At 65.0% G+C, this 16172-nt stretch carries 15 protein-coding genes, 4 tRNA genes and 1 pseudogene; 11 read left to right on the top strand and 9 right to left on the bottom strand.

Features of this window, described 5'->3' with window-relative positions; all coding sequences use genetic code 11:
* The first annotated feature begins 4 nt into the window (after positions 1-4).
* Both atpD and CBY09_RS02130 read left to right on the top strand, forming a co-directional pair.
* Entirely contained in the window at positions 5-1411 is a 1407-nt protein-coding gene (gene atpD, locus CBY09_RS02135) for a F0F1 ATP synthase subunit beta (RefSeq protein ID WP_094285957.1), read from the top strand.
* Between the two features lie 75 nt (positions 1412-1486).
* On the top strand, positions 1487-1903 hold the full coding sequence (locus tag CBY09_RS02130) for a F0F1 ATP synthase subunit epsilon (protein WP_063460851.1): 417 nt from the start codon (positions 1487-1489) through the stop codon (positions 1901-1903).
* Between the two features lie 268 nt (positions 1904-2171).
* Here the strand turns inward: CBY09_RS02130 and CBY09_RS02125 are convergent, their stop codons facing one another.
* From CBY09_RS02125 to CBY09_RS02105, 5 genes are all read right to left on the bottom strand, one after another.
* Positions 2172-2465: a DUF4148 domain-containing protein gene (locus CBY09_RS02125; protein ID WP_094285955.1), complete on the bottom strand. Its 294-nt coding sequence runs from the start codon at positions 2463-2465 to the stop codon at positions 2172-2174.
* Between the two features lie 92 nt (positions 2466-2557).
* Positions 2558-2845, bottom strand: a complete 288-nt coding sequence (locus tag CBY09_RS02120; protein WP_094285953.1) for a DUF4148 domain-containing protein — start codon at positions 2843-2845, stop codon at positions 2558-2560.
* Between the two features lie 388 nt (positions 2846-3233).
* Positions 3234-3785 carry a TPM domain-containing protein gene (locus tag CBY09_RS02115; RefSeq protein ID WP_094285951.1) on the bottom strand — a complete coding sequence of 184 codons (552 nt, stop codon included), beginning with the start codon at positions 3783-3785 and terminating at the stop codon, positions 3234-3236.
* Positions 3785-4705: a TPM domain-containing protein gene (locus CBY09_RS02110; protein ID WP_094285949.1), complete on the bottom strand. Its 921-nt coding sequence runs from the start codon at positions 4703-4705 to the stop codon at positions 3785-3787. Before CBY09_RS02110 ends, CBY09_RS02115 begins: the two co-directional genes overlap by 1 nt.
* Before the next feature lie 45 nt (positions 4706-4750).
* A complete protein-coding gene (locus CBY09_RS02105) occupies positions 4751-5365 on the bottom strand; it encodes a LemA family protein (RefSeq protein ID WP_420807434.1) in 615 nt (204 codons plus the stop codon).
* Between the two features lie 292 nt (positions 5366-5657).
* Here CBY09_RS02105 and CBY09_RS02100 point away from each other — a divergent pair, with 292 nt between their 5' ends.
* The 3 genes from CBY09_RS02100 (at position 5658) to CBY09_RS02090 (ending at position 7735) form a co-directional block, all read left to right on the top strand.
* On the top strand, positions 5658-6107 hold the full coding sequence (locus tag CBY09_RS02100; RefSeq protein ID WP_094285947.1) for a YybH family protein: 450 nt from the start codon (positions 5658-5660) through the stop codon (positions 6105-6107).
* Positions 6108-6177: 70 nt separating this feature from the next.
* The gene (locus CBY09_RS02095; RefSeq protein WP_094285945.1) at positions 6178-7191 is read left to right on the top strand and encodes a YheT family hydrolase; all 1014 of its coding nucleotides are present in this window, start codon (positions 6178-6180) and stop codon (positions 7189-7191) included.
* On the top strand, positions 7184-7735 hold the full coding sequence (locus CBY09_RS02090) for a DUF2946 family protein (RefSeq protein ID WP_094285943.1): 552 nt from the start codon (positions 7184-7186) through the stop codon (positions 7733-7735). Before CBY09_RS02095 ends, CBY09_RS02090 begins: the two co-directional genes overlap by 8 nt.
* A 201-nt stretch (positions 7736-7936) precedes the next feature.
* On the opposite strand, the gene CBY09_RS02085 is transcribed toward CBY09_RS02090, so the two are convergent.
* The 4 genes from CBY09_RS02085 to CBY09_RS02070 all read right to left on the bottom strand — a co-directional run bounded on the left by CBY09_RS02085 (position 7937) and on the right by CBY09_RS02070 (position 14506).
* Positions 7937-8488 (bottom strand): c-type cytochrome, encoded by a 552-nt coding sequence (locus CBY09_RS02085; protein WP_094285941.1) that lies wholly within the window; start codon positions 8486-8488, stop codon positions 7937-7939.
* Positions 8489-8639: 151 nt separating this feature from the next.
* Positions 8640-10070, bottom strand: coding sequence for an efflux transporter outer membrane subunit (locus CBY09_RS02080; protein WP_133066224.1), 1431 nt, complete (start codon positions 10068-10070; stop codon positions 8640-8642).
* The gene (locus CBY09_RS02075) at positions 10063-13218 is read right to left on the bottom strand and encodes an efflux RND transporter permease subunit (RefSeq protein WP_094285937.1); all 3156 of its coding nucleotides are present in this window, start codon (positions 13216-13218) and stop codon (positions 10063-10065) included. Before CBY09_RS02075 ends, CBY09_RS02080 begins: the two co-directional genes overlap by 8 nt.
* A 13-nt stretch (positions 13219-13231) precedes the next feature.
* The gene (locus CBY09_RS02070; RefSeq protein ID WP_094285935.1) at positions 13232-14506 is read right to left on the bottom strand and encodes an efflux RND transporter periplasmic adaptor subunit; all 1275 of its coding nucleotides are present in this window, start codon (positions 14504-14506) and stop codon (positions 13232-13234) included.
* 192 nt (positions 14507-14698) lie between these two features.
* Between CBY09_RS02070 and CBY09_RS02065 the strand changes: the two genes are divergently transcribed.
* The 6 genes and pseudogenes from CBY09_RS02065 to CBY09_RS23425 form a co-directional block, all read left to right on the top strand.
* Positions 14699-15349, top strand: coding sequence for a TetR family transcriptional regulator (locus CBY09_RS02065; protein WP_094285933.1), 651 nt, complete (start codon positions 14699-14701; stop codon positions 15347-15349).
* A 131-nt stretch (positions 15350-15480) separates the two neighbouring features.
* A tRNA-Arg gene (locus tag CBY09_RS02060) sits at positions 15481-15556 on the top strand.
* A gap of 102 nt (positions 15557-15658) precedes the next feature.
* Positions 15659-15744: transfer RNA gene (locus CBY09_RS02055), tRNA-Tyr, on the top strand.
* 75 nt (positions 15745-15819) lie between these two features.
* Positions 15820-15893: transfer RNA gene (locus CBY09_RS02050), tRNA-Gly, on the top strand.
* 62 nt (positions 15894-15955) lie between these two features.
* A tRNA-Thr gene (locus CBY09_RS02045) sits at positions 15956-16030 on the top strand.
* A 74-nt stretch (positions 16031-16104) separates the two neighbouring features.
* A pseudogene (locus CBY09_RS23425) lies at positions 16105-16172 on the top strand (GTP-binding protein); the annotation flags it as partial.

The following is a 16172-nucleotide window of genomic DNA, read 5'->3' as shown; positions in this document are numbered from 1 at the left end:
AAAAATGGCTCAAGTGCAAGGCAAGATTGTTCAATGTATCGGCGCTGTGGTGGACGTTGAGTTCCCGCGCGACCAGATGCCCAAGGTGTATGACGCCCTCAAGCTGGAGGGTTCTGCCCTGACGCTGGAAGTGCAGCAGCAACTGGGTGACGGCGTGGTGCGTACCATTGCCCTCGGCTCGTCCGACGGCTTGCGTCGTGGCCTGATGGTCACCAACACCGGCAACGCCATCACCGTGCCCGTGGGCAAGGCCACTCTGGGCCGCATCATGGACGTGCTGGGCAACCCCATCGACGAGCGCGGTCCCGTGGGCCAGGAACTGACGGCCTCCATCCACCGCAAGGCCCCTGCGTACGACGAACTGTCGCCTTCGCAAGAGCTGCTGGAAACCGGCATCAAGGTGATCGACTTGGTCTGCCCGTTCGCCAAGGGCGGCAAGGTGGGGCTGTTCGGCGGCGCCGGTGTGGGCAAGACCGTGAACATGATGGAACTCATCAACAACATCGCCAAGGCCCACAGCGGTCTGTCGGTGTTCGCTGGTGTGGGCGAGCGTACCCGTGAAGGGAACGACTTCTACCATGAAATGGCCGATTCCGGCGTGGTGAACCTGGAGAAGCTCGAAGAGTCCAAGGTTGCCATGGTGTACGGTCAGATGAACGAGCCCCCAGGCAACCGTCTGCGTGTGGCGCTGACCGGTCTGACCATCGCCGAGTCCTTCCGTGACGAAGGCCGTGACGTGCTGTTCTTCGTGGACAACATCTACCGCTACACGCTGGCCGGTACCGAAGTGTCCGCTCTGCTGGGCCGTATGCCTTCCGCCGTGGGCTACCAGCCTACGCTGGCCGAAGAAATGGGCCGCCTGCAAGAACGTATTACGTCCACCAAGGTCGGCTCGATCACCTCCATCCAGGCCGTGTATGTGCCAGCGGATGACTTGACCGACCCATCGCCTGCCACGACGTTTGCTCACTTGGACTCCACCGTGGTGTTGTCGCGTGACATCGCTTCGCTGGGTATCTACCCTGCCGTGGACCCACTGGACTCCACCAGCCGCCAGCTGGACCCGAACGTCGTGGGCGAAGACCACTACGCCACGGCCCGTGCGGTGCAAGGTACGCTGCAGCGCTACAAAGAACTGCGCGACATCATCGCCATTCTGGGCATGGACGAACTGGCTCCTGAAGACAAGCTGGCCGTGGCCCGCGCGCGCAAGATCCAGCGTTTCCTGTCGCAGCCTTTCCACGTGGCCGAAGTGTTCACGGGCTCGCCAGGCAAGTATGTGCCTCTGGCCGAAACCATCCGTGGTTTCAAGATGATCGTGAACGGTGAGTGCGATCACCTGCCCGAGCAGGCGTTCTACATGGTCGGTACCATCGACGAAGCCTTCGAAAAGGCCAAGAAGGTGGCCTGATTGCCCGGCGGCTGAGCGGCCCACAGCGGCTCAGCCCTCTGCAATCAAGCAACCCATCTTTTCCTAGGAGCAATGATGAACACCATCCACGTTGATGTGGTCAGTGCCGAAGAGTCCATCTTCTCCGGTGAAGCACGTTTCGTCGCGCTGCCTGGCGAGGCTGGCGAGCTGGGCATCTATCCCCGCCACACCCCGCTGATCACGCGCATCAAGCCCGGCTCGGTGCGCATCGAGATGGCCAACGGTGACGAAGAGTTTGTTTTCGTGGCCGGTGGCATTCTGGAAGTGCAGCCCAACTGCGTGACCGTGCTGTCCGACACCGCCATCCGCGGCAAGGACCTGGACGATGAAAAGGCCAATGCGGCCAAGGCATCGGCCGAAGAAGCGCTCAAAAACGCCAAGAGCGAGCTGGACCTGGCCAAGGCACAGTCCGAACTCGCCGTGATGGCTGCCCAGATTGCGGCGCTGCGCAAGTTCCGCCAGAAGAAATAACCCAGCCCCTGCGCTTGGAACAAGAAACCCGGCTGTGCCGGGTTTTTTTATGCCTGTGCGGCGGGTGGAGGGCGCGACACGGGCTTCATGGGAAGGGGGCCCCACTGCTTGCTCGTGTAGTTTCTGTTGAGGGAGCTGTCTGCGGTCTTCAGCGGTCTGCAAGCCCGCGCAAAACATGCCAAAGCAAAAAAGGCCGGAGCCCCGCAAGGGACTCCGGCCTTTTTATGGCATTTGCACTTCGCGACCGGCCTGCACAGGCCGGCTGGAATTACATGGCGCTGAATTCGCCCGAAGGGATCTGACCCGTGCGCAGGGCTTCGGCAGCCTGGGCACGCACAGCAGCGCGGTCAGCGGTGGACTTGTAGGTCACCACGCGCGAACCAGCAGGCTCCTGGCTGCGCGTCTGTGCCACGGTAGCGGCTTCGGCAGCCACTTCAGCGCGGGTGCGGTTCGTGTCGAACTTCAGGGCAAATTGCGAGCTGTCGGCTTCGTCAGCGTGGGCACCAAAGGCAGAGAAAGCAGCCACGGCGGCGATGGAGATGATGCGAGCGGTCTTGTTCATGGTGAAACTCCGGTGAAATTCAAAAAACAGGGATGTACTGGGCAATACGAAACAGCAAGAGCGGTGGATTCAGCGAATCAGGCGCTGACCAATCAACCACGCTCGCCGTAAGCGATCTGGCCGGTGCGCACAGCGTCAGCAGCCTGGGCACGCACAGCAGCGCGGTCAGCGGTGCTCTTGTAGGTCACCACACGCGAACCAGCGGGTTCGATCGAGCGGGTCTGGGCTACGGTGGCGGCTTCCGCTTGCACTTCAGCGCGGGTGCGGTTGATTTCGAACTTCGTGGCGAACTGCGAAGCATCGGCTTCGTCAGCGTGGGCGCCAAAAGAGGCGAAAGCAGCGACAGCGGCGATGGAGAGGAAACGTGCGGTGTTGTTCATGATGGATAAGTCCTTGAAGTTAAAGAAGCGTCTCAAAAAAGCCGGGTCAAAAAACCATTCCTGAACCGGGTTCGGTGAGTCGCCTTGCGGGTTCGGCTCATCGATGGGATGAACTGTACGCCGATGGTGTTCAGAGAAAAACCACCGAGTCGCGAACTGACTGTTCTGGTATTGTAAACAATCAGTGCTCATTGGGGGTGAGCGCAGTGCAGAAATGGACCTCAGCGGCGGATGTTCCGGGCTCAGTAAGGAGAAACCCGGGGACAAACCCAGGACGCCAGAACCGCAACCCAGTGGATTGGCAGACCTGGGACTGCGGGTGGGAGTACTGCCACCCGCGGCGTGGCAACAATCGGCGGAGCTGTTGGCTTGCTGGCGCCGCCAGGTGCTAAGCCCTTGACGGCCCCACCGGTGTGTCCGGAAGTTCGTTGGCCTGGTGGGTATCGCCCGGGCGGGGGAAATGCCGGGCGAGGCGCTGCGAGACGGCATCAATGGCCTGGATCAGGCCCTCTTCGTACTGCAATTGCTGGAAATGGGTGGACATCTGCCGCACCAGTCCTTGCCATTCCTGAGGGGGGATATGCCGTGCCAGGCCCCGGTCCGCCACGATTTCGATGGCATGTTCGGGCATCAGCAGGTAAATCAGCACGCCGTTGTTGTGCTCGGTGTCCCACACCCGGTACTTGCTGAACAACATGATGGCGCGTTCGCGCGGGCTGGCCTGGCGGTGCAGGTAGCTCCAGGGCAGGCTGGCCTCGGCCACGACCCGGATTTGGCCCGTGTGCTGCTGTTCGCTGGCGCTCACGTGCGTGCCCAGGCGGTGCAAGACCTGTGGCGACAGGGCGCGGCGGGAGGCGGCTTCGGTCCAGCGGTGCTGCGCCAGGCGCCGCAGGGCGCGCAGTGTGCCCAAAAGAGGTTTGCTGCCATTGCTGCTGCCCATCACCAGTCCCCCGAGGCGCCGCCGCCACCAAAGTCGCCACCGCCGCCGGAGCTGAATCCTCCGCTGTCGCTGCTGCTGTAGTCGCCACCACTGCTGCCATGCCCCCAGCTCCCGGACGACCCGCCCCCATGGCCCAGCGCCACCGGTGCGCTGCTGCCCCCGAAGATCCAGGTGTAGAGCAGCGCAATCACGCCCGCCCCGATGGACAGCAGCAGGCTGGCGGTGAACACAAACGCCAGCACGCCCACACCACCCCCCACCAACAGCCCACCCAGCGCACTGCCAAAAAAGCTGCGCGCCAGCGGGCCGGCCACCATCACGCCAAAGAACAGGAAGATGGCGAAATCAGTCCAGTCAAACACGCTGTGGTCGTTGGTGCCCTGGGGCGTGTGCCCGGCTTCGGGTGGCGGGGGCAGGGCTTCTGCGCCGATGCGCGCGGCGAGTTGTGTGGCCGCTGCGCTCAGGCCGCCCGCGTAGTCGTTCTGCTGAAAGCGCGGCTTCATCGCGCTGTCGATGATGCGCGCGGCGGCGATGTCGGGGATGGCCCCTTCCAGCGCCTTGGCCACCTCGATGCGCATCTTGCGGTCGTTCTTGGCCACCAGCACCAGCACGCCGTCGCCCACGCCCCGGCGCCCGATCTTCCACTGGTTGCCCACGCGGTTGGCATAGGCGGCAATGTCTTCGGGTGCCGTGCTGGCCACCATCAGCACCACCACCTGCGCGCCCCGGGTCTGCTCCAGCGTGGCCAGCTGGGATTCGAGCGACTGGGTGTCTGCCGCGCTCAGGGTGCCCGTCTGGTCGATGACGTGGCCGGTGAGCGGCGGGATGGGTTGCAGCGCGCCCTGAGCCCATGCGCAAAAGGGTGTAAATGCTATAAATAATATAGCTGTCAGCGCCCGTCCAATGCGCGAAAGAAGCATATTTTCTTCAGATTTCTGCTGTGAACAGGGGTGCAGCCAGGAGCATCAGGGCTTGGCTTTGGAGCCGCCAAAGTCCACCGTGGGGGGCACGCTGATCTGCGCCTCGTTGGCCACGGTGAAGCTGGGCTTGGGGGCGTAGCTGAACGCCATGGCCGTGAGGTTGGTGGGGAAGCTGCGCGCGAGCACGTTGTACTCCTGCACCGTCTGGATGTAGCGGTTGCGGGCCACGGTGATGCGGTTTTCTGTGCCCTCCAGCGTCACGCGCAGGTCGCGAAAGCCCTGGTTGGCCTGCAGGGTGGGGTAGCGCTCGGACACCACCATCAGCCGCGACAGCGCGCCCGACAGCTCGCCCTGGGCCTGCTGGAATTTGATGAACGCCTCGGGGTTGTTCAGGGTTTCGGGCGTGACCTGGATGGCCGTGGCCTTGGCACGGGCCTCGACCACGCGGGTCAGCGTCTCCTGCTCAAAATTCGCCTCGCCCTTCACGGTGGCGACGATGTTGGGCACCAGGTCGGCGCGCCGCTGGTACTGGTTGAGCACCTCGCTCCAGGCGGCCTTGGTCTGTTCGTCCAGCCGTTGGAAGTCGTTGTAGCCGCAGCCGCCCAGGGCCAGCGTGGCCAGCAGCAGGGTGCCAAGGGCAAGGAAACGTCGCATCGTCATCATCATGGGGGCCTGCCAAAAAAGGAGAATGGGCCGAATGTGCCAGAAACCCGGCCGCACGGGGAGCCGGGCCGCGTAACGCAGCAGACTCGCCTGGCAAGCCCGTTGGGCGACTGCCATGAGATTCCCGGGAGATCGCGAACCGACACCACGGCCGTGGCCCACCAAAGCCCTTGGTCATCGCAGCGTGCGCTGCCTACCGGAGGCGGGCTGAACGCACAATAGCCGTCTGGCCTGTTGTGCCTCTGTGGCCTCTTCTGCCGATCCATCTCCACCATCACCCGGAACGACCATGCCCCGCGCCCGCTCCAAAGCTGCCACCCTGGGTGGCTCGTCGGATGAAACCGAATCAGCGTTCTACGAAGCCCTGCAGCGCGGCGACATCGACCTGCTGATGTCGTGCTGGGCGGATGAGGACGACATCGTCTGCGTGCACCCCGGCGGGCCACGCCTGCTGGGCGCGGGGGCGATCCGTGCGGCTTTCGAGTCCATGTTCGCGAACGGCACGGTGCGCGCGCGGCCGGTGCAGGTGCACCGGGTGGTGGCGCTTTCGAGTGCGGTGCACAGCGTGGCCGAACAGGTGGAGGTGATGCTGCCCGATGGCCTGCACCAGGCGGTGGTGCTGGCCACCAACGTCTATCACAAGACCCCGGAAGGCTGGCGTATGGTGGCCCACCATGCCAGCCCCGGCGTAGCGCCCGACGCGCAGGTGGTGGCGGCCCAGCGACCCGTGCTGCACTGAGACCCGCAGGAGAGGGAAAAATTTTGAGCTTTTTTGTGCCTCTGCGCGCGATGGTATTGCCCTGATAGCTATGAAATATGTAGCGCCTCGTTGGCTGCCCGGGGGGCAGCTCCAGACCATCTGGCCTGCGTTGTATTCCCGCCGGGTGCTGGGCCCCCGGCCCGAATACCGCCGCGAGCGCTGGGACACGCCCGACGGCGATTTTGTGGACGTGGACTTCCTGCAGGACGGCATCGACGGCCGTGTGCCGCGCCCGTTGCTGGTGGTGTTCCACGGCCTGGAGGGCTCCTCGCGCAGCCACTACAGCGAGGCCTTTGCAGACCTCGCGCGCCAGCGCGGCTGGGCCTGCGCGCTGCCGCACTTCCGGGGCTGCAGCGGCGAGATCAACCGCGCGCCGCGCGCCTACCACTCGGGCGACCATGCCGAGATCGGCTGGATGCTGCAGCGGCTGCGCACCGCCCACACCGGGCCGCTGATGGCGGCTGGGGTGTCGCTGGGCGGCAATGCGCTGCTGCGCTGGGCGGCTGAAGTGGGCACGGACGCCGCGCGCAGCGCCGACGCCGTGGCCGCCGTGTGTTCACCCATCGATCTGGCAGCGGGTGGGCACGCCATCGGGCGCGGCTTCAACCGGCAGGTCTACACCCGCATGTTCATGCGCACCCTGGTGCCCAAGGCGCTGCAGAAGCTGGCCCAGCACCCGGGGCTGTTCGACCGCCAGGCGCTGCTGGCCGCGCGGGACCTGTACGCCTTTGACAACGTGTTCACCGCCCCGGTGCATGGCTACCGCAACACCGAGGATTACTGGCTCCGCGCCTCGGCCAAACCGCTGCTGCACCAGATCCGCATCCCCGCACTGGTGGTCAACGCCCGCAACGACCCGTTTGTGCCCGCCGCGAGCCTGCCCGGGGCGCACGAGGTGGGCCGCTGCGTCACGCTCTGGCAACCGGCGCACGGCGGGCATGTGGGCTTCCCGCGCGGGCGCCCGCCCGGCCATGTGCGCGCCATGCCCGAGGCCGTGGGCGGCTGGCTGGCCGAGCAGGCCGGGGCAGGGGGCTGCCAGGGAGGACAATCGATCCATGGATGACATCGTCAAACAGGCCCTGGCCAAATGGCCCAATGTGCCGGACTGCTATGGCTGGCTGGGGCTGGACGCGCGGGGGCGTTGGTACCTGCGCGACGATGCCACGCAGGCGGCAGGGCCCTTTCCGCAGAGCAGGGGTCAGTTGCTGGAGCACGACAAGCTCATTGCTTTCATCGCCCGCAACTACGAGTCCGATGCCGAGGGGCGATGGTTCTTCCAGAACGGCCCCCAGCGTGTGTATGTGGAGCTGGAAGCAACGCCCTGGATCTGGCGTGTTCAGCCCGATCTGACCTTGCTGTCCCACACGGGCCAGGTGGCAGAAGGGAGCGATGCGCTGGTGGACGCGCAGGGGCGGCTGTACCTGGCCACGGCCCTGGGCGTGGGCCTGGTGCACAGCATGGATGTGGCCCTGGCCGCCGATGCGGTGGAGTCTGGCCGCTGGCCGCTGCAGGAGGTGTTGGCCAGCGACCTCCCAGCCCGGTACCGCTATGTGCCCAGCCCGCAGGCGTGGCGTGCGGGGCGGTTGGAGGTGGGTGAGAGCCGGTGAACGCCGGTGAGCGCCGGGGTGGGACCCTGGGCCGCGCCCACAAAAAAGCCGACGCATGCGTCGGCTTTTTGATTGGAGGGAGGCACCAGCCATCACCGCCTGTGGGGCCCCTGACCGCCGCTCTGTGAGTAGCTGACAGTCGGCTGGGAGCTGCTCGCCACCACACCGGTGGCTGAGCGACGGCCGGGATGGGTTGCCGGATCAGCGCGAAGCGGCGGGGGCTGCTGCCGCTGCAGCAGCATCGCCACCGGCGGGCGCAGGGGCAGCGGGTTCGTCGAACTTGCCGCCACTGGCGTTGGCCATGTAGGCCACAGCGCGGGCGATTTCGGTATCGTTGAAGTCACCACCACCTTGGGGGGCCATCGCGCCCTTGCCCTTCAGTGCGGACTGGACCAGGGTTTCGAAGCCGGTCTTGATGCGGGCCGACCAGGCAGCCGCATCACCCACCTTGGGGGCACCCGCAGCACCCGACGTGTGGCAGGCGGTGCACTGGGCCTTGAAGACTTCTTCGCCACCTTTGAGGGGGCGGTTTGCGTCACGCACTTCCACCATGCCCACCTTCTGGATGCGCTCGGCGATGGCCTTCTCAGGGTTGACGGCGCCAGCAGCGGGCTTGTCGGCAGACGTCACATAAAGGACCAGGCCGATGATGGCAAAGATCGGGATCACGAACGAGAAAAAACCTGCCAGCAGCAGCTGCTTGGGGGTCTTGATGGGGCCGGTGTGCGCTTCTTCGTGGTGGTTGTCGCTCATGACGTCCTCTGGTTATCGGGGGGCTTTGATGAAATCAACCTTAAATTATATCTACGCCCCCGGGAACTTCGGCTGCACGCCCGGCCCGAGGGGGCCGGTGTCGCCCGCACGCAACCCGCCTTCGAGCCAAGGGACGCGCACGGGCAGCGCTTCAGGAGCTGGGTTGCGCGGGCGCCGGGGCGCCGCCGCCCAGGGCCTTGTACAGCGCCACCTGGTTTTGCAGCTGTGCCAGCCGTACCTGCACCACGGCCTGCTGGGCCGTGAACAGGGAGCGCTGGGCGTCCAGCAGGTCCAGGTAGCTGGACACACCATTGCGGTAGCGCAGGTCTGCCAGCTGCAGGCGCGCACTTTCGGCCTCGGCCTGCCGCTGCTGGGCCACGGCCTGTTCGCCCAGGGTGGCTTGCCCTGCAAGGGCGTCCGAGACTTCGCGGAACGCGGTCTGGATGGCTTTTTCATACTGCGCGACCGCAATGCTGCGGCTGGCCTGTGCACTTTCCAGGTTGGCCTGGTTGCGGCCCGCATCGAAGATCGGCAGCAGCAGCGACGGCGCGATCGTGAAGCCCCAGGATCCGTTCTTGAACAGCCCCGACAGCTCGCCGCTGGCCGTGCCCGCCTGCGCTGTCAGCGAGATGCGCGGGAAAAACGCGGCGCGTGCGGCGCCAATGTTGGCGTTGGCGCCCACCAGTTGCTGCTCGGCCTGGCGGATGTCGGGCCTGCGGGTGAGCAGCTCCGACGGCAGGCCTGCGGGCAGCGGGGCCATGGCGGGTGCGTTGACGAGCCGGCTGCCGGTCAGGCTGGCTGCGATTTCGCTGGGCAGAGGCTGGCCCAGCAGCAAGGCCAGGGCGTTTTCGTCGAGTGCGCGCTGCCGCTGCTGCTGCGCCAGCGTGGCGCGAGCAGCCTGGGTGAGGGATTCGGCCTGGCGGAAGTCCAGCTCCGAAGCCACGCCGGCATCCAGCCGCATCTTGGTCAGCCGCACCGATTCTTCGCGCGAGGACAGGGTCTGGCGCGACAGGTCCAGCAGCTCCTCGTCAGCCAGCAGCGCCAGCCAGCCGTTGGCCACCGCCGCCACCAGGCTCACCTGCGCGGCGTTGCGGCCTTCTTCGGTGGCGAGGTATTGGGCCAGGGCCTGTTCCTTGAGGCTGGCGAGGCGACCGAAGAAGTCGATCTCCCAGGCCGAGATGGCCAGCCCGACGCTGAACGAGTTGGTCAGGTCGCCACTGCCCGAGGCGGGCGCGCGGCTGGCATTGGCGGCCAGGCCCACGCCCGGGTACTGGTCGGCGCGGCGCACCTGGTAGGTGGCGCGCGCCTGTTCGACGTTGAGCATGGCCACGCGCAGGTCGCGGTTGTTGGCCAGCGCGGTCTCTATCAGTTGCTGCAGCCGGGGATCGGCAAAGTAGTCTTGCCACGGCGCCGTGGCGGTCGGGCCCTGGGCGGCACCCGCTGCAGCAGCAGGCGCCATGGCATAGGTGGTGGGCACCGGCGCGGCGGGACGCTCATAGGTGGGGATGTACGAGCAGCCCGCGAGCAGCAGCGCAGCCGCTGCCGCCGTGAGCGCGAGAGGGGTGCTGCGGGGATCAATCATGGGTTCCAACTCCTGCTTCTTCTGCATGGCGGCGGTTCATTTCTGCCTGGCGTGCGCTGCCCTTGAACAGGCTGCGCACCACCACGAAGAACACGGGCACAAAAAACACGGCCAGCACCGTGCCGGTGACCATGCCACCCAGCACGCCGGTACCGATGGCGCGCTGGCTGGCAGAGCCTGCGCCCGAGGCAATGGCCAGCGGCAGCACGCCCAGCCCGAAGGCCATGGAGGTCATGATGATGGGGCGGAACCGCAGGTGGGCGGCGGCCAGCGCCGACTCGATCACGCCCTTGCCCTGGGCCTGCAGGTCTTTGGCAAATTCGATGATCAGAATGGCGTTCTTCGCCGATAGACCAATGATGGTGATCAGGCCCACCTGGAAGTACACGTCGTTGGCATAGCCCCGCATCAGCGTGGCCAGCAGCACACCCAGCACGCCCAGGGGCACGACCAGGATCACCGCCAGCGGGATGGACCAGCTTTCATACAGCGCTGCCAGGCACAGGAACACGGCCAGGATGGCGAAGCTGTAGAGGATCAGCGACTGGGCGCCCGCGAGCTTTTCCTCGCGCGACTGGCCGGTCCATTCGAAGCCGAAGCCTGCGGGCAACTGCTTGGCGAGTTTCTCCATTTCGGCCATGGCGGCACCGGTGCTGTAGCCGGGCGCAGGTGCGCCCGAGATGCGCATGGCCGGATAACCGTTGTAGCGCACTGTCTGCTGCGCGCCGTTCACCCAGCGGGTGGTGGCAAATGCCGACAGCGGCACGGGCTTGCCCTGGCTGTTGGCGGCATTGATCTTGAGCAGATCGTCCGGCTGCATGCGGGCCGGTGCGTCGGCCTGCACCACCACCCGTTGCAGACGGCCCTGGTTGGGGAAGTCATTCACGTAGCTGGAGCCAAGTGCGGTGGACAGCGCCGAGTTGATCGCGTCGAACGGCACACCCAGCGCGTTGGCTTTGTCGCGGTCGATGTCGATCTGCAGCTGGGGCGCGTCTTCCAGGCCGTCCGGGCGCACTTGCGTGAGCACCTTGCTTTGCGAGGCCATGCCCAGCAGCTGGTTGCGCGCCTGCACCAGGGCCGCGTGCCCGGCGCCGCCACGGTCTTGGAGGCGGAAGGTGAAGCCGCTGGCGTTGCCAAGTTCAGGGATGGGCGGCGGGCTCAATGGAAAGATGAACGCATCGCGGATACCCATCAGCCCACCAAAGGCGCGGTTGGCCACATCCTGCGCCGATTGGCCTGGGCCATGGCGTTCGCTCCAGTCCTTGAGGGTCACAAACGCCAGTGCAGCATTCTGGCCCTGGCCAGAGAAGCTGAAGCCCAGCACGCCGACCATGCTTTGCACTTCGGGCTGCTTGAGGATGAAGCCTTCGACCTGCTCCATCACGGCCAGCGTGCGCTCCTGGGTGGCCCCTGGTGGCAGTTGCACGTTGACGATGATGTTGCCCTGGTCTTCGCTCGGGAGGAACGAGGTAGGCAGGCGCATGTAGACCACGGCCACGGCGCCTACGATGGCGGCATAGATGACCAGATAGCGCGCGGCGCGCTTGAGCATGCGGGCCACAAAACCTTCATAGCCCTTGGCGGTGCGTGAAAAGCCCCGGTTGAACCAGCCGAAGAAGCCGGTCTTTTCGTGGTGGTGGCCCGCTTCCACGGGCTTGAGCAGCGTGGCGCACAGCGCAGGCGTGAGCGACAGCGCCATGAAGGCCGAGAAGCCGATGGAGGCCACCATCACGGCCGAGAACTGGCGGTAGATGTTGCCGGTGGAGCCCGCAAAGAACGCCAGGGGCACGAACACCGAGATCAGCACCACGGTCACGCCGATGATGGCGCCCGAGATCTGGCGCATGGCCTTGCGCGTCGCCTCCAGTGGCGACAGGCCTTCTTCGCTCATGATGCGCTCGACGTTCTCCACCACCACGATGGCGTCGTCCACCACGATGCCGATCACCAGCACCATGCCGAACATCGTCAGCACGTTGATTGAGAAGCCCAGTGCGAGCAGCGTGGCGAACGTGCCCAGCAGCGCAATCGGTACCACGATGGTGGGGATGATGGTGTAGCGCCAGTTCTGCAGGAACAGGAACATCACCAGAAACACCAGAGCCACGGCCTCGAACAGGGTCTGTGCGACCTGCTTGATGGAGATGTCCACAAAGCGCGAGCTGTCGTAAGGAATGCTCCAGCCCATGCCCTCGGGGAAGTAGCGCGAGAGTTCATCCATCTTGGCGCGCACAGCCTTGGCGGCTTCGAGCGCATTGCCACTGGGCGACAGCTGCACGCCAATGCCCACGGCGGGCTTGCCGTTCAGGCGTGCGGCCGTGGCATAGGCCTGGCCGCCCAGCTCCACGCGCGCCACATCCTTGATGCGCACGGTGGAGCCATCGGTGTTGGCGCGCAGCACGATGTTGCCGAACTGCTCCACGCTGCTGAGCTGGCCATTGACCACCACGGTGGCAGCAATGCCCTGGCCTGCGACGTTGGGCAGGTCGCCAATGGTGCCGCTGGCCACCTGTGCGTTCTGGGCGCGGATGGCAGCGGTGATCTCGGCGGTCGAGAGGTTGAAGCTCATCATCTTGGCCGGGTCGATCCAGATGCGCATGGCGCGCTCGGTGCCAAACAGCTGAGCCTGGCCAATGCCCTGCAGCCGCTGCAGTTCGGGCACGATGTTGCGCGAGGCGTAGTCGCCCAGGGCCACGGTGTCGGTCGCTGGGTTGGAAGACGACAGCATGGTGAACAGCAGGAAGTTGGAGCGCGATTTGTCCACGCGCACGCCCTGCTGGGTCACCGCCGAGGGCAGGCGGGGGGTGGCACGCGACAGGCGGTTCTGCACATCCACCTGCGCTAGGTCGGCGTTGGTGCCGGGCTGGAAGCTCAGGGTGATGCTGCCTGAGCCGTCCGCCTGGGCCACCGACTCCATGTAGATCAGGCCGGGTGAGCCGTTCATTTCGCGTTCGATGACGGATAGCACGCTGTCCTCCAGCGTCTGCGCGGAGGCACCGGGGTAGGCGGCATTGATGACGATGGCGGGCGGGGCCACCGGCGGGTACTGGGCGATCGGCAACTGCGTGATCGCCACGCCGCCCATCACCATGATGAACAGGGCGATCACCCATGCAAAGATGGGGCGGTCGATAAAAAACTTGGCCATGCTGGGGTGCCCCTTATGGCTTGGCGGCAGAGGCCGGTGCGGAAGCGGGGGCCGCTGCCGGGGCGGCGGGTGCTGCGGCCGCGCCAGGTGCCTGCCATGGGACGGGTTTTACCGGCGTGCCGGGCGGCAGCATCTGCAGCTTCTGGAAGCCATCGACCATTACCTTTTCGCCCGCCTTGAGGCCGTCAAGAACGACCCAGCGGTTGTTTTGCGCGGCGCTGATCTTGACGGTGCGCGCGGCCACCTTGCCATCGTCGCCCACCACGCTGACCGTGTCGCCCTGCTGGGTGCGGGTGACCGCCTGCTGGGGCAGGGTGATGGCGTTGCTGGCCTGCGCCTGTTCGATGCGCACCCGCAGGTACAGGCCGGGCAGCAGCTCGCCCTTGGGGTTGGGCACTTCGGCGCGCAGTGTGACCTGGCCCGTGGTGGCATCGACCGACAGGTCGGTGAACAGCAGTTTGCCGGACTGGGCGTATTCCGTTCCATCCCCGAGCACCAGTTTGACGCTGGCGGCTTCGGTGTTGCCAGCGCGTTTGAACTGGCCGCTTTCCATCGCGCGGCGCAGCTGGAAGACATCGCTGGCCGATTGGGTGAAGTTCACGTACACCGGGTCGATCTGTTGCACCACGGCCAACGCGGTGGCCTCGCCCTGCCCGACCAGGGCGCCTTCGGTTACCAGCGCCCGGCCAATGCGGCCTGCAATGGGCGAGGTCACGCTGGCATAGCCCAGGTTGATGTCGGCCGTGCGCACCGCCGCCTTGGCGGCCGCCACGTCGGCCTGTGCCTGCTTTTCCGCCGCTTCGGCGTTCACAAAGTCTTGCTTGCTGATGGCGTTCGCGCTCACCAGTGGGCGATAGCGCTCGACCTGGGCGCTGGCCTGGGCGAGGTTGGCCTGGGCCTTGGCGAGGGAGGCGCGGGCGCTTTCTGCTGCGGCGGCGTAGGGCGCCGGGTCAATGCGGAACAGAGGCTGGCCTGCCTTGACATCGCTGCCTTCCTTGAACAGCCGCTGCTGCAGGATGCCGGCCGCGCGGGCACGGACCTGTGCCACGCGCGAGGCCTCGACGCGGCCGGGCAGCTCCGTCACCAGCCCGACATCGCCGGGCGTTGCGGTGACCACGCCGACCTCCACCGGAGGCATTTGCGGCCCACCCGCAGCTGCCTGGCCATCGGCTTTGCCGCAGGCAACCAGGAGCGCAGCAGCGGCACTGACCGCCAAAAGAGTGAGTGTTTTGCGGCTGTAGGCCAAGGAAAGGAGCGGGATGGCGGATGCGTCACGCAGTTTGGGCATGAGAGTCCTTTTGATCGGCGTCAAGAAATGGGTTTGTAGGGGATGGGTTGCCTGCCACAGGCGACCCAAAACAAGAGCCCGACAAAACAAGTGCTCAATTATACATACAAACATGAATGTATAATTACCATGGGCGGATGTCGGAGTGATGCCGCTGGCGGATGGAGTGCCCGAAAGAGGAGACACAAAGTTATGGCGCGTCGAACCAAAGAAGATGCGATTGCTACGCGCAACAGCCTGATTGATGCGGCTGAGAGGGTTTTTTGCGAAAAAGGGGTGGCGCGGGCATCGCTGAGCGACATTGCCCAGGCTGCGGGTGCCACCCGGGGGGCCATTTACTGGCACTTCAAGGACAAGGTGGATCTATTCGGCGCCATGATGGACCGGGTGACGCTGCCGCTGGAGCAGGGGTTTGGGGCGCTGGAGGGGAGCACCTGTCCGGATCCTGTGGAGCGGCTGCGTGCGGTGCTGGCGCTGGTGTTGCACGGGGTGGCGTCAGACGAGCGAACCCGCAGGGTGTTCGAGATTGCGCTCTACAAGGTCGAATACGTGGGAGAGCTGATTGGCGTGCGTGATCGGCACATCGCGGCCTCGGATGGCTTTACCAACCAGTTGGCGCGCGACTTTGAGTTGGCTGCCCAGGCGCAGCGCGTGGTTTTGCCGATGACGCCGGTGGAGGCTGCGGTGGGGTTGCATGCCTTGTTCGATGGATTGATCCGCAACTGGATTCTGGGTGGCGGGGCGTTTGATCTGGAGCGTGTGGGGCGGGTCGGTACCGATGCGTTCCTGGTGGGGTTGGGCTTGGCCCTGCCGGTTGCTGCGGATCTTGGGGTGGCTGGATAGCGGTTTTATGGTGTCTGGGTGGTGGACTGGTTTGGGGTGTTCTGGTGGCAGTGGTGTTGTGTTGTTTGTTGGGTTGTTTCCAATTGGGAGCGGCTGCGTGCGATAATTCAAGGCTGTACCGGTTCAGTCCAGCGGCTGTAGCTCAGTGGATAGAGTATTGGCCTCCGAAGCCAAGGGTCGTGGGTTCGATCCCCGCCAGCCGCGCCAGTGATGTTTGCCGCCGTGTGTCCTGCTGATGGGGGGGGGCTGTGCAAATTTCTGGAATTTTTCTGGACTGCAAAAAACTGGTGCTATAATTCGAAATTCTCCGGAGGGGTGCCCGAGTGGCTAAAGGGGGCAGACTGTAAATCTGTTGGCTTACGCCTACACTGGTTCGAATCCAGTCCCCTCCACCAGTGAGTGGTAGTGTTGAGAGTGGTGCTTGATTCCGCCTTGGTGTGGTGTTGAGTGCGCAAAGGTCGTTGGCCGATGCGGGAGTAGTTCAATGGTAGAACCCTAGCCTTCCAAGCTAATGACGCGGGTTCGATTCCCGTCTCCCGCTCCACTGCTAGTTTGTTCTGGTTTGTTGAGATAGAAATTTTGAGGTCGCGCAAGCGGCGTCAAGTTGCCCATGTGGCTCAGTGGTAGAGCACTCCCTTGGTAAGGGAGAGGTCGCGGGTCCGATTCCCGCCATGGGCACCACTTTCAGGTGCGTCCGGATCTGGTTGCGCCGAGATCCTGTTGTATTGATATAGATTTTTTTCGGAGTCGGAAAAATGGCAAAAGGAAAATTCGAGCGTACCAAGCCCCACGTGAACGTGGGCACGATCGGCCACGTGGACCA

The organism is Acidovorax kalamii, from assembly GCF_002245625.1.
In the GTDB taxonomy this organism is placed as follows: domain Bacteria; phylum Pseudomonadota; class Gammaproteobacteria; order Burkholderiales; family Burkholderiaceae_C; genus Acidovorax; species Acidovorax kalamii.
Note: the sequence above shows the minus strand (reverse complement) of the source record. Positions and strands in the feature narration are given on the sequence as shown.

Coding starts and splice junctions, on each gene's coding strand:
- atpD (WP_094285957.1), top strand. CDS start 5: ATGGCTCAAGTGCAAGGCAAGATTGTTCAATGTATCGGCGCTGTGGTG.
- CBY09_RS02130 (WP_063460851.1), top strand. CDS start 1,487: ATGAACACCATCCACGTTGATGTGGTCAGTGCCGAAGAGTCCATCTTC.
- CBY09_RS02125 (WP_094285955.1), bottom strand. CDS start 2,465: ATGAACAAGACCGCTCGCATCATCTCCATCGCCGCCGTGGCTGCTTTC.
- CBY09_RS02120 (WP_094285953.1), bottom strand. CDS start 2,845: ATGAACAACACCGCACGTTTCCTCTCCATCGCCGCTGTCGCTGCTTTC.
- CBY09_RS02115 (WP_094285951.1), bottom strand. CDS start 3,785: ATGGGCAGCAGCAATGGCAGCAAACCTCTTTTGGGCACACTGCGCGCC.
- CBY09_RS02110 (WP_094285949.1), bottom strand. CDS start 4,705: ATGCTTCTTTCGCGCATTGGACGGGCGCTGACAGCTATATTATTTATA.
- CBY09_RS02105 (WP_420807434.1), bottom strand. CDS start 5,365: ATGACGATGCGACGTTTCCTTGCCCTTGGCACCCTGCTGCTGGCCACG.
- CBY09_RS02100 (WP_094285947.1), top strand. CDS start 5,658: ATGCCCCGCGCCCGCTCCAAAGCTGCCACCCTGGGTGGCTCGTCGGAT.
- CBY09_RS02095 (WP_094285945.1), top strand. CDS start 6,178: ATGAAATATGTAGCGCCTCGTTGGCTGCCCGGGGGGCAGCTCCAGACC.
- CBY09_RS02090 (WP_094285943.1), top strand. CDS start 7,184: ATGGATGACATCGTCAAACAGGCCCTGGCCAAATGGCCCAATGTGCCG.
- CBY09_RS02085 (WP_094285941.1), bottom strand. CDS start 8,488: ATGAGCGACAACCACCACGAAGAAGCGCACACCGGCCCCATCAAGACC.
- CBY09_RS02080 (WP_133066224.1), bottom strand. CDS start 10,070: ATGATTGATCCCCGCAGCACCCCTCTCGCGCTCACGGCGGCAGCGGCT.
- CBY09_RS02075 (WP_094285937.1), bottom strand. CDS start 13,218: ATGGCCAAGTTTTTTATCGACCGCCCCATCTTTGCATGGGTGATCGCC.
- CBY09_RS02070 (WP_094285935.1), bottom strand. CDS start 14,506: ATGCCCAAACTGCGTGACGCATCCGCCATCCCGCTCCTTTCCTTGGCC.
- CBY09_RS02065 (WP_094285933.1), top strand. CDS start 14,699: ATGGCGCGTCGAACCAAAGAAGATGCGATTGCTACGCGCAACAGCCTG.